The sequence below is a fragment of the Methylomonas sp. HYX-M1 genome, assembly GCF_040741385.1.
Taxonomy (GTDB): Bacteria; Pseudomonadota; Gammaproteobacteria; order Methylococcales; family Methylomonadaceae; genus Methylomonas; species Methylomonas rhizoryzae.
Genome location: NZ_CP160405.1, coordinates 901,866 through 914,438, shown reverse-complemented (window position 1 = coordinate 914,438; position 12,573 = coordinate 901,866). Strand labels below are relative to the sequence as shown.

Genomic DNA, 12,573 nt, shown 5'->3' with positions numbered 1-12,573 from the left:
GCGTTCGTTCAGATCTACTGAAATAAACGGTCCAGGTCTAAAAATAGCGCCAAGGTCATCAAGGACATCAGCAAAAACATACCGATTTGCTGAAAATACCATTGCATCTTATCCGGTACAGGACTGCCTTTGATAAACTCAATGAAATAAAACAGCAAATGGCCGCCATCCAGAACGGGTACGGGCAATAAGTTCAATACGCCCAAACTGACGCTAACCAATGCGAGAAACTTTAAAAAGGCAGTAAACCCCACTTCAGCAGATTGGCCGGCATACTGCGCTATGCTAATAGGCCCGCTCAAGTTCTCGACAGAGGCGGCGCCGATAAACATTTTGCCTATCATTTTTAACGTACTAACCGAATAAAACCAGGTTTTATTCAACGCAACCGGCACAGCAGCCAGCGGCGACATCGAGTATTCCACCTGTAAATCCTGCATCAGGTTATCGGGAATTAAAGGACCGGCGCCAATTTTTCCCACGACTTTACCGTCTTCGGGCTCTTCTCGAATCGGCGTCAGTTGTAACGAAGTTTGTACATCGTTCCGCTCAAGCAGAACGGTAATTTCCTTATCAGGTCTAGCTTGAACGTACTCTACCCATTGTTGCCAATCGGCTATGGGACGGTTATCGGCACTAACGATAAGATCACCGACTTGCAAGCCTACCTGCTTCGCCACGCCCCCGTCCAATAGTTTTCCGATAATCGGCTTTATCTTGGGCATCCAAGGCTGCAAACCCAGACGGCTATTTAATACGTCCGGACTCACCAAATCGGCGGAAGCGAATTTCAATACCCTAAACTTCTGACTGCCGTCGCCGGCTTTTACGTCTACAACAATATCTTGAGCGCCGTCTATCGCTAAGGAAAACAATTCATCGAATGCCAAACTCCAGGTCGGAGTGCTTTTTTGGTTGACGGCGATAATTTCATCGCCGACTTCAAAACCGGCCTCGTACGCCAAACTGTCAGGGCTGATATTTCCTACCACCGGCTTTAGACCGGTTTCGCCGATAATCAATACCAACCAAAACAAAGTGACCGCCAACAGTAAATTCGCCAAAGGACCGGCCATCACTATCGCCGTGCGGACACCGACTGATTGACGGTTGAATGCATAGGGCAAGTCTTCCGGTTTAACCTCGCCTTCGCGTTCATCAACCATCTTGACATAACCACCTAGAGGTACGGCGGACAATACGAATTCGGTTTGCTCGGGCGTTTTTTGATACGCCCACAATTTCTTCCCGAATCCGATCGAAAATCTAAGGACTTTGACACCCGCTAGCCGCGCGACCCAATAATGCCCGAACTCGTGAAAAGCCACGAGCACTGCGATTGCCACGCTGAAGTAAAACAGGGTATGCAAAGTATCCATTAAGCGGACAGCGCCTGGATCACTTGTTCGGCTACATCGCGGGCCTTCCGGTCGGCGGCCAACACCAAGTCCAAGGTATCGGCCGATTCAGGTGCAAACCGGGCCATACTTTGTTCGATAATCAGCGCTATATCGGTAAACCTAACCTTCTCCGATAAAAACGCGTCGACCGCGATTTCATTGGCCGCATTTAATACGGTTGGCATAATCCCTCCTACTTTTATCGCTTCATATGCCAATTTCAAGCATGGAAAACGCTGTAAATCCGGCTGTTCGAAATCCATATGCGCTACCTCGAAAATATTCAAAGGAGCAACGCCGGAGTCGAAACGCTCCGGCCATGCCATGGCGTGGGCAATCGGCGTCCGCATGTCGGGATTACCCATTTGCGCAAGCACGGAGCCGTCCACGTAATCTACCATCGAATGAATGATACTTTGCGGATGTATGACCACTTGAATGTCGTCAGGCTCCATGTCGAACAACAAACAGGCCTCGATTAATTCCAGCCCCTTATTCATCATGGTAGCCGAATCGACGGAAATCTTTCTCCCCATGTCCCATTTGGGATGGGCCACCGCTTGTTCAGGAGTCACATCGGGCAATGCCTCCAAGGGGGTTTTTCTAAACGGCCCGCCCGACGCCGTCAGCAAAATCCGTCTGGCCTGTTTGGCGCGATGACCTGCAACGTAATTTGCCGGCATACACTGAAAAATAGCGTTGTGCTCGCTGTCTATAGGCAACAAGGTTGCACCCGAGGCACTAACGGCCTGCATGAATATTTGCCCGGACATCACCAAGGCTTCTTTATTCGCCAACAATACCGTTTTACCCGCTTTGGCAGCCGCAAGAGTAGGCAACAAACCCGCCGCTCCGACGATTGCCGCCATCACGGTATCGACGTTAGCCAAGGTCGCGACCTGTTCCAATGCCCGAGGACCCGACAATACGGACATATCGGCTATTGGCGACGCCGCAATTTTTTCGCAAAAATCGGCGGCCTTGGCTTCATCCACCACGACGGCATATTCGGGACGATGCTGCATACATTGTTGAAACAACCCATCGATATTGCCGTTGGCCGTCAACGCAACGACTTTGTATAAGTCGGGATGCCTGCCGACAACGTCTAAGGTGCTGACGCCTATCGAACCCGTTGCCCCCAATATGCAGATTCCTTTCATGAGTAGAATATCCGGCCGATTAATAAAATACCCGCATAAAAGAACGGGGTGGCAGCAATAATGCTGTCGACTCTATCCAATACTCCGCCGTGTCCGGGCAACAGATTGCCGCTATCTTTCACGCCTTTACGCCTTTTCATTAAACTGAAAAATAAATCGCCGTATATGGATATTAGCACGGTTAGCACTGACAGAATGATGACGTCGATTAAGACCAATTCGTTCAAAAACCACAAAGAATCGTCTTGATTTTCGCCCGAATCTCCGAATAACAATTTGCCGAATACATAAAATCCGATTCCGCAAACCATCGCCGAGGTTAAAGCTCCGTACATGCCTTGCACAGTCTTTCCGGGACTAATTTCAGGTGCCAACTTATCCTTGCCCCATTTTTTCCCTGCGAAAAAGGCCGAGATGTCGGCGGCGCTGATTAAAACCAAAAAATACAGCACCATGCTGGAACCGTAATAAGCCCGCAACTTGCTTAGGAACATCCAGGCAGAGAGTAATATCAACCATCCGACAAAGAATTCCAGCCGTGGTTTAAACTCCGCCTTCAACAGCTGCGGCGCCGCTTGGCGAATCAGTACCATGGCTGTAATCCAGAACAATACCGGTACGACAACGAACCATTCGAGCGCATCGGAGTATTCTTTCACTTCCGGCCACTCCATCGCCTCCCCCAGCAGCTCTAAAAAGAGAGTCCAATAGGTTACTCCCAACATCGGAAAAATTAACGCAGCCAAAAATATCAGCCTCTGCCTCAACTTTTCCACGCCGCTCAAGGCCAACCATTCCCATGCGCCGGCCAGCGTAATCAAAGCTACAAATAACGAAAAGTAAATCGCTTCCAATTGAAATACGGCCAAAACAACGACTGCGGCCAATATGCAGGCGGTAAGAATGCGGTGGTGTAACATAATCGTAAATTTATAGTTGTAGTTATTGGTTATAAAACGCGTTTATCGACGACTTGCTCTCCGGTATGCCCAAAGCGCCGTTGCCGGCTTTTAAAACTGTCGACCGCTTTTTGCATCATTTCTTGATCGAAATCGGGCCATAATACGTCGGTAAAAAACAGTTCCGTATAAGCGAGTTGCCATAACAGGAAGTTACTGACCCGTTCCTCGCCGCCAGAACGAATGAAAAGATCGGGGTCGGGCAAATCGACCGTGGTTAAATGTTGGCTGATCACTTGCTCGCTAACCTCGTGCTCGGCGATTTCCCCTGCGCCGATCTTGGCAACAATGGTCCGCAGCGCTTGGGTAACGTCCCAACGTCCGCCGTAATTAGCGGCTATCACCAAGGTCAGTCCGCTATTTTCGGCGGTTTGACGCTCGGCCGCGTATATTTTATTTTGCAAACTTTCCGGAAATACCGATTTGTCACCGATTATCCGTAGCCGGATATTGTTTTTATCCAGCTTATCCACCTCGGATTGCAACGTGCTCATGAATAACTCCATCAGCAGGCTGACTTCCTCTTTCGGTCTGCGCCAGTTTTCGCTACTAAACGCAAACAGCGACAACACTTGAATTTCTTCCTTCGCGCAATATTCAACCACTTTTCGCACGGCTTTAACGCCGGCATGGTGTCCCATGATCCTCGGCATCATGCGCTTTTGCGCCCAGCGTCCGTTGCCATCCATGATAATGGCAATATGCTTAGGTTTTTCGCCGTTAACGATTATTTTGCCGCCAAGATCGCGAGCCATATCGGAATTCCAAAGGTCTGCAGCTAATTCGTATGTTAAATAGACAGCAGATCGGCTTCTTTCTCTTCCAGATGCTTCTCTACCTCTTTGATGTATTGGTCGGTCAATTTTTGAATCTTATCTTCACCCTGACGCGCATCGTCCTCGGAAACCAGCTTGTCTTTCAATGCATCTTTAATGGCCGCATTGGCATCGCGACGGATGTTGCGAATCGAAACCCGGCCTTGTTCCGCTTCGGCTTTGACTATTTTGACTAAATCCCGCCGACGCTCTTCGGTCAATGCCGGTAAAGGTATGCGAATGACCGTTCCCTGCGTAGCCGGATTTAAACCCAAACCGGAGGACATAATCGCCTTTTCTATCGCCTGCACCATGCCTTTTTCCCACGGCACTACTTTTAATGTTCTGGCGTCCTCAACAGAGATATTAGCAACCTGAGAAAGCGGGGATTCGGAACCGTAATAACTGACGCTGATTTGATCCAATAAACTCGGGTGAGCGCGCCCGGTACGAATTTTACTGAATGCTTTTTGCAACGCTTCAATACTTTTCGCCATACGCGCCGCGGCGTCTTGCTGAATATCACTGATCATTATTGTTTCCTCAATTCCTCACGATTAGGGAGCCTATATCTTCGCCGCGCATTAAACGCATTACTGCTCCAGGTTCAAAAACATTCATCACCCGCATCGGCAGATTATTATCCCGACATAATACCAACGCCGTCGTATCCATGACGTTTAAGCGTTGATCGATCGCTTCGTCGTAAGTCAAACGCGAATAAAACACCGCATCAGGCTCTTTATTCGGATCGGCCGAATATACGCCTTTCACTTTAGTCGCTTTAATCATCAACTCGGCGTCGATCTCAATCGCACGCAAACTCGCCGCGGTATCGGTGGTAAAAAAAGGATTGCCGGTACCGGCGGCAAATATTGTCACCCGGCCTTTTTCCAAATGCCGTACCGCTCGCCGCCGAATATAGTCTTCGCAAACCTGATTAATCTTCAACGCCGTCATCACGCGGACGGGTTGCCCGAGATATTCCAGCGCATCCTGCATCGCCAAAGCATTAATCACCGTCGCCAACATCCCCATTTGATCGCTGGTAACCCGGTTTAAACCATCCGAAGCCTTTTCAGCGCCTCGTAAAATATTTCCTCCGCCGATGACCAGGCCAACCTGCACACCCGCATCACACAATTCTTTAACTTCTTGAGCCAAACGTTGAACGATATCGGGATCAATACTGCCACCCTTTTCGCTCATCAACGCTTCGCCACTTAATTTAAGTAAAATTCTTTGACAAATAATCTGGCTCATATTCAACCGGCTAATCCTCTAGCGTGATTTAGGCAATCTTTTGATACAGAAAAAACCCGGTAAGAACCGGGTTTGTCTTTCCGAGGCATTAACCTCTGACTTGCGCCATCACTTCCTCGGCGAAGTTCTCTTCTTTTTTCTCTATGCCTTCACCGACTTCAAAACGGGCAAAGCGTACCACGTCATTGCCTTTTTCTTTCAACAGCTGAGCAACCGTTTTGCTATCGTCTTTAATGAAAGCTTGGCCTTGCAAGGTCACTTCCGCCAAAAATTTATTGATGCGGCCGGAAACCATTTTTTCGACGATATCCGCTGGTTTACCTTTGATTTTTTCTTCTTGTTGCGCCAAGAAAATTTCTTTTTCCTTTTCAATGGATTCAGGCGCAACTTGATCCGCCGAGACACACATAGGTTTACTGGCCGCAATGTGCATCGCAACATCTTTGCCTAATTCGGCATCGCCTTTTGCTAGCTCAACGATTACACCGATTTTGGTACCGTGTAGATAGCATGCTTGACCACCGCTAGCGGTGGCAAATTTTTGAAAGCGTCTTACCGTAATATTTTCGCCCAATTTAGCAATCAACGCACGGCGGGTATCGTCAACGCTCTGGCCGCTCGCCAGGGTTAAAGCTTGCAATTGCTCGTCGTTTTCCACCTCAGCCGCTAGTAAAGCACCGGCAACATCGTTCACAAAGCCGGTGAAATCCTCGCCTTTAGCCACAAAATCGGTCTCGCAGTTCACGTCGACCATGACCACGGTTTTGTTGTCGTCGGAGACTTTTACACCGATGATGCCCTCTGCCGCAATCCGACCGGACTTTTTATCCGCTTTGGCAAGGCCGGCTTTACGCATATTCTCGATAGCCAATTCCATGTCACCATTGGCTTCCACCAAGGCTTTTTTACATTCCATCATGCCGGAACCGGTTCGCTCACGCAGTTCCTTCACCATCGCCGCACTAATACTCATTCTCTATTTCCTCAAATTCGTTAACTAAAAAAACGCCTCACAATGGAGGCGTTTAAATCAAGTTGATAGCAAAAGCTAACGCCGTCGCTGTCAGCGTTAGCTAATGCCGGGCAGCGAATGTTACGATTCGGAGACAACTTCCTCGACGAACTCGTCAGACTTACTGCCCGCATCCATACGCAACGCTTTAGCTTCCAAAACCGCCGCAGCGGCGCTTTGGCAATACAAAGTGACTGCGCGGATCGAGTCGTCGTTACCGGGAATAACATAGTCGATGTTTTCCGGGGAATTATTTGAGTCAACGACGCCTACAACCGGCACGCCTAATTTTTTCGCTTCCATGACGGCATTTTTTTCATAACCGACATCCAGCACGAAAATCGCATCGGGAATACCGCGCATGTCTTTTATGCCGCCCAAGCTACGCTCGAGTTTCTCCAATTCACGTTCCATTCCCAAAGCTTCTTTTTTACTGAATTTTTGATACAAGCTACCATCCGCCTTCATCGCTTCCAATTCTTTCAAACGATTGATAGACTTTTTGATGGTTTTGAAGTTGGTTAGCATACCACCCAACCAGCGGTGATTCACGTAAGGCATGCCGCAGCGTCTCGCCTCTTCGGCCACCGCCTTGCGAGCGGCTTTTTTGGTGCCTACAAACAGAATCGTGCCTTTGTTGGCGGTCATTTGACCAAGATAATTCATTGCATCGTTAAACATAGGAAGCGTTTGTTCCAGATCGATGATATGAATCTTATTGCGGGCACCGAACAAGAAGGATGCCATTTTCGGATTCCAATACCGGGTTTGGTGCCCGAAGTGAACGCCTGCTTCCAACATTTGACGCATTGACACTGCTGCCATTGATTTCTCCTAAAAATTGCCGTTTACGGCATGGGTTACGCCTCCGCACCGCCCCGCCTGATGACCGTCATAAAAATGACCGGCACCCTATCAGACGTGTCGACGAGCGTGAGTATTAAACATAGTGAACTTGGCTTTATACCATGATTGTGATTTTACAACAATACCAAGTCTGGTAGACTGGGCGGCATAACAAGCCGCACACAGCGCCATGCCGCTAGTCCGGCCAGTCAATCTATACATCTTTTTTGAGCGCACCGCCTCACCATGAGCATCCCAATAAAAACCCCGGACGAAATCGAAAAAATGCGCATTGCAGGCAGGTTAGCTGCCGAAGTACTCGAAATGATAGAAGCTCACGTCACAGCAGGTGTCACCACTGAAGAACTTGACCGTATCTGCCACGATTACATTGTCAACGAACAACAGGCAATTCCCGCTCCGTTAAACTACCGAGGTTATCCGAAATCGATTTGCACCTCGATCAATCACCAAATTTGCCACGGCATTCCCAGCGACAAAAAATTAAAAAGCGGCGACATTGTCAACATCGACATTACCGTTATCAAAGACGGCTATCACGGCGATACCAGCAAGATGTTTTGCATAGGCGACACCAGCCCGCATGCCAAACGCTTGGTCAACATCACGCGCGAATGCCTATTTCTGGGTATAGAACAAGTCAGACCCGGCGCGCATTTCGGCGACATCGGACATGCCATCCAAACCTACGCCGAAAGCAATCGCTACTCTGTCGTTCGAGAGTTTTGCGGGCACGGCATCGGAAAACAATTTCACGAGGAACCCCATGTCATGCATTTCGGCACACTCGGCGAGGGCGCTATGATGTTACCGGGTATGATTTTCACCATAGAACCCATGATCAACATCGGTAAACGCCACATGAAAATTCTGCCGGACGGCTGGACCGCGGTAACCAAAGACCGCAGCCTTTCCGCCCAATGGGAACATACTATTCTGGTGACGGAAAGCGGATACGAAATTCTGACCTTGCGGCGGGAAGAATTTTGAACGTATCCCCAAGCCGATTGACGTTCAATTTTTCTGATTACTTTTCAGAACACGCGCCGATTTCGGCTTACAAACAAGCCATACAACAAGCCAACGCTCAACTAAAGCAGCGCTTCGACCCGACCGCATCACCGCACCTCCTGCTTGCTGAAAAAGCCCAATTCATCGACGACTTGCTGAGCACATGCTGGCAACATTTTCTCGGCGACGAGGCTAACAAACAAGCCATTGTCGCAACCGGCGGGTATGGCAGGCGCGAATTATTCCCCTATTCGGACATTGATCTTTTGATCTTACTGGACCAAAATTTTTCCGAAAATGTCCAGGAGCGGCTGTCGGCATTCAGCAACTTCCTCTGGGACATCGGCTTGAAACCCGGCCTCGGCACTTGCTTCGTATTCGAATGCACCGCTTTAGCCAGCCAGGATCAAACCATCTTCACCAGCCTGCTGGAAATGCGCCTGATCACCGGCGACCAATCCTTGTTCAGAGCCCTGAAAAAACAAGTCATCGCCAGCCAACTGTGGTCGTCGGAGCGGTTTTTCCTGGCCAAAATGGAAGAACAAGAACAAAGGCATGGCAAATACCACGATACGGCTTACAACCTCGAACCGAATATCAAAGAAGGTCCCGGCGGCTTACGGGATATACAAGTTATAGGCTGGGTGTTCAAACATCATTACAACGCCGATTCATTGCACGAACTGATCAAATACGGCTTTTTGCCGAAATCGGAATACGACAGCTTAATCGCCGCGCGCGACAATTTATGGCGACTGCGCTTCGCCCTGCACACCGTCACTAACCGTTGCGAGGACAGGCTGCTATTCGATTATCAGCGCGAGCTGGCCAAACTATTCGGATTCGCCGATCACGAACAGCAACCGGACGTCGAAGCCTTCATGCAGTTCTTTTTTAAGACGGTGGCGGAAATTGAATGCTTGAACGAGATGCTGCTGCAGTTATTGAACGAACGCCTGATCAACAATTCTGAAACCCTAATTCCAATACCGATTACCGCAAATTTTTCGGCCATTGCCGGCTACCTGGAAGCCAGCCACGAAGACGTATTCGAGAAAGAGCCGCTCGCCCTTTTGGAAATTTTTTTGTTGTTGCAGCAAGCGCCTTCGTTAAAAGGCATCAGGGCCGGCACCATTCGCTTGATTCGCAAACATCTGCCACTGATAGACGCGCAGTTTAGACAGAACAAAACCGCCAATCGGCTGTTCGTGGAAATACTCCGGCAACCGCGCGGCATTACCCACCAGCTTAAACGCATGAACCGATACGGCGTGCTGGCCGCCTACATGCCGGATTTCGCCAACATCGTCGCGCGCATGCAGTACGACTTATTCCATATTTATACCGTCGACGAACACACGTTGTTCGTCATCCGGAATTTGCGCCGCTTTGCACTGGATAAGCACAGCAAGGAACTACCGTTTTGCAACAACATCTTCATGCTGGTCCCCAAACCGGAAGTACTATACGTCGCCGCACTGTTTCACGATATCGCCAAAGGCCGCGGCGGCGACCATTCCATGCTCGGCGAAACTATCGCCAGCCAGTTTTGCCAGCAACACGACTTAACCCAGCACGACACGAAATTGATCACTTGGCTGGTGCGTAATCACTTGCTGATGTCTATGACCGCGCAACGCAAAGACATCAGCGATCCGGACGTGATACACCAATTCGCATTGCAGGTCGGCAGCATCGAATACCTCAATTATCTCTATCTACTGACCGTCGCCGACATCCGTGCCACCAATCCCAGCCTTTGGAACAACTGGAAAGACGCGCTGCTGAAAGACCTGTACGTCGCCACTCATAGAGCACTACACCGCGGCTTACACAACCCCTTGGCCCGTTCCGAATGCATCAAAGAAAATCAAACGGAAGCCACAGCCATTTTGCGCCAACTCGGGTTAAAACAAGACACCATAGAACATTCGTGGCAGCACTTGAGCGAAGATTATTTCATGCGTTATTCGGCGGACGAAATCGCTTGGCATACCATTGCGATTGCCGCAAGCGCCGAACACGATTTGCCTTTAGTACTATTACGACCGCAAACCCAGCGCGGCAGCGCCGAAGTATTCGTCTATACCCAAAACCAGGAGCAAATCTTCACCATCTGTACAGCGACCCTAGACTATCTGGGCCTAACCATCTTGGATGCGCGTATCATTACCTCCGACGACGATTATGTACTGAATAGCTTTCAGGTATTGGAACAGTCGGGAGAAGCGATTATCGATTTGCATCGCGAAATCCACATCTGCGACGCATTAAGACAATGCTTGCGCGAAAAACAAGTCAAAACCTCTAAAAATTTTCACAAACAATCCCGTCAGGCCAAGCATTTCCCGATTCAAACACGTATTACCTTTTTGGAAGACACGCCCAAGCGCTTGAGCAGCATAGAATTGGTAACCACCGACAGAGCAGGCTTATTGTCCTCGGTAGGGCACGCGTTCAACGAACTGGGAATTCAATTGCACGACGCCAAAATCACTACCATAGGCAGCCGCGCTGAGGATATGTTTTACATTACCGACCAAAACGCCCAACCGATAACCGACCCGGACTTCAGACAACGTATCGTCAACACTTTATCTCGATACGTATCCGGCAAATAAACACAACAACCGGCTCATAGCGGCTTGAGGCGCTTGCCAAGAATTAATATACCCGAATAGCACCGGATTTTTGCTCTTTGCAACAGCAGCCGAACAAAAAAACCGATCAGCCGAGTATATTGAGGCCGGAAACCGCCCTATCTCAAGTTTAAAGATTCGCCGCGCGCCAGCTTGGGCAACTGACCCTCCAAGCCCATCGCCGCCTTCATCACTTTTTTCCGCACCGGGGATAAACGTTGCGCCAGCCCCAATCCTATATTTCTGATTAATTTGATCGGCATGATGTCGTTGCTGAACGACTGATAAAACACGTCCATGACCGTCATCATTTTGAGATTTTCCTTGCGTCGCATGGCTTCGTAACGCCTTAACACCGTGACATCCGCAATGTCCCGCCCGGCATGCGCCGCATCGACCAACACTTCGGCCAAAGCTGCGGCGTCCAACAGGCCGATATTGACGCCTTGCCCGGCTAACGGGTTTATCATATGCGCCGCATCGCCGGCTAACGCCACCCCCTGCTTGACATACTGCTGCGCATGCTGGCGCCGTAACGGAAAACTGCCAACCGCAACGATGCGCTTGATAGTACCCAGACACTCGGGAAACGCGGCAACCAACTCCTGTTGCAATGCGTCGAACGGCAAGGCTTTCAAACGACGCACTTCATCCGGCGAGTGATACCAAACCAACGAGGCGAAATGCCCGGTCAGCGGCAGAAAAGCCTGAGGCCCACTAGGCACAAAGCGCTGCCAAGTGATGTCTTGTTGCGGATAATCCGTTTCCACATACAACACCAAGGCGTGCTGATTGTAATCCCAGCTGGTGACGCCTAAACCGACCGCCTGCCGAACTTTGGAATGTCCGCCGTCGGCCGCCACCAATAAACGCGCATGCAACTCGGCACCGTCGGTTAATTGCACCCGAGCGGAACAGCCGTCATATAGAATTTTGTCGATCGCCTGCGGCATTAACACGCTTACGTTCTCAAAATCCGCAAGACGCTCGAGCAAGGCTAATTGCGTGACTCGATTCTCGACTATATAGCCTAATTCCGGAAAACGGATATCGCCACTATCGAACGTGGTATCGCCGCTACTTTCCCAAACCCGCATGCGTCGAAACGGACAGTATCTTCTGGCAACCACGCCATCCCAGGCGCCGATGGATTCCAAAATTTTTCTGGATGCGATGCTTAAAGCCGAAACCCTTAAATCGTGCGCTTGTTCGGGAGCAAAAGGCTCCGGTGCTTGCGCTTCTATCACGGCAACCTTCAAAGCGCTGCCACCCAGGCCGCAAGCAATCGCAGCACCAACCATTCCGCCGCCAACCACGATGACATCGAACTCTTGTTGCAGATTAGTCATAAATCAATACTCGCACCTTTTAGCTAAAGGCTAACGCTGCCACGCACACCATGACAGAGAAGCCGGCGCATGGTATCATTAGTAAGTTTCTCTAG

General features: G+C 49.7%; 11 protein-coding genes. 2 read left to right on the top strand and 9 right to left on the bottom strand.

Going from position 1 to position 12,573, the window contains the following annotated elements; genetic code table 11:
• Positions 1 to 14: 14 nt before the first annotated feature.
• The 8 genes from rseP to rpsB all read right to left on the bottom strand — a co-directional run bounded on the left by rseP (position 15) and on the right by rpsB (position 7,437).
• Entirely contained in the window at positions 15 to 1,379 is a 1,365-nt protein-coding gene (gene rseP / locus AB0A83_RS04285; protein WP_150047042.1) for an RIP metalloprotease RseP, read from the bottom strand.
• Positions 1,379 to 2,563, bottom strand: a complete 1,185-nt coding sequence (gene ispC / locus AB0A83_RS04280; RefSeq protein ID WP_367155486.1) for a 1-deoxy-D-xylulose-5-phosphate reductoisomerase — start codon at positions 2,561 to 2,563, stop codon at positions 1,379 to 1,381. The genes rseP and ispC overlap by 1 nt, the downstream gene beginning before the upstream one ends.
• Positions 2,560 to 3,483 (bottom strand): phosphatidate cytidylyltransferase, encoded by a 924-nt coding sequence (locus AB0A83_RS04275; RefSeq protein ID WP_367155485.1) that lies wholly within the window; start codon positions 3,481 to 3,483, stop codon positions 2,560 to 2,562. The genes ispC and AB0A83_RS04275 overlap by 4 nt, the downstream gene beginning before the upstream one ends.
• A gap of 29 nt (positions 3,484 to 3,512) precedes the next feature.
• Positions 3,513 to 4,277 (bottom strand): isoprenyl transferase, encoded by a 765-nt coding sequence (locus tag AB0A83_RS04270; RefSeq protein WP_150047036.1) that lies wholly within the window; start codon positions 4,275 to 4,277, stop codon positions 3,513 to 3,515.
• A gap of 35 nt (positions 4,278 to 4,312) precedes the next feature.
• Positions 4,313 to 4,870: a ribosome recycling factor gene (gene frr, locus AB0A83_RS04265; RefSeq protein WP_150047034.1), complete on the bottom strand. Its 558-nt coding sequence runs from the start codon at positions 4,868 to 4,870 to the stop codon at positions 4,313 to 4,315.
• A 10-nt stretch (positions 4,871 to 4,880) separates the two neighbouring features.
• On the bottom strand, positions 4,881 to 5,600 hold the full coding sequence (gene pyrH, locus AB0A83_RS04260) for a UMP kinase (protein WP_150047032.1): 720 nt from the start codon (positions 5,598 to 5,600) through the stop codon (positions 4,881 to 4,883).
• Positions 5,601 to 5,688: 88 nt separating this feature from the next.
• Complete coding sequence (gene tsf / locus AB0A83_RS04255) at positions 5,689 to 6,573, bottom strand: translation elongation factor Ts (protein WP_150047030.1); 885 nt, start codon at positions 6,571 to 6,573, stop codon at positions 5,689 to 5,691.
• Between the two features lie 120 nt (positions 6,574 to 6,693).
• Positions 6,694 to 7,437, bottom strand: a complete 744-nt coding sequence (gene rpsB, locus AB0A83_RS04250) for a 30S ribosomal protein S2 (protein WP_150047028.1) — start codon at positions 7,435 to 7,437, stop codon at positions 6,694 to 6,696.
• Positions 7,438 to 7,704: 267 nt separating this feature from the next.
• On the opposite strand from rpsB, the gene map reads away from it, so the two are divergent.
• Positions 7,705 to 8,469, top strand: a complete 765-nt coding sequence (map, locus tag AB0A83_RS04245) for a type I methionyl aminopeptidase (RefSeq protein ID WP_150047026.1) — start codon at positions 7,705 to 7,707, stop codon at positions 8,467 to 8,469.
• Between the two features lie 17 nt (positions 8,470 to 8,486).
• Positions 8,487 to 11,111: a [protein-PII] uridylyltransferase gene (gene glnD / locus AB0A83_RS04240; RefSeq protein WP_367156153.1), complete on the top strand. Its 2,625-nt coding sequence runs from the start codon at positions 8,487 to 8,489 to the stop codon at positions 11,109 to 11,111.
• 137 nt (positions 11,112 to 11,248) lie between these two features.
• Here the strand turns inward: glnD and AB0A83_RS04235 are convergent, their stop codons facing one another.
• Positions 11,249 to 12,469 (bottom strand): FAD-dependent monooxygenase, encoded by a 1,221-nt coding sequence (locus AB0A83_RS04235; protein WP_367156152.1) that lies wholly within the window; start codon positions 12,467 to 12,469, stop codon positions 11,249 to 11,251.
• Positions 12,470 to 12,573: the final 104 nt, after the last annotated feature.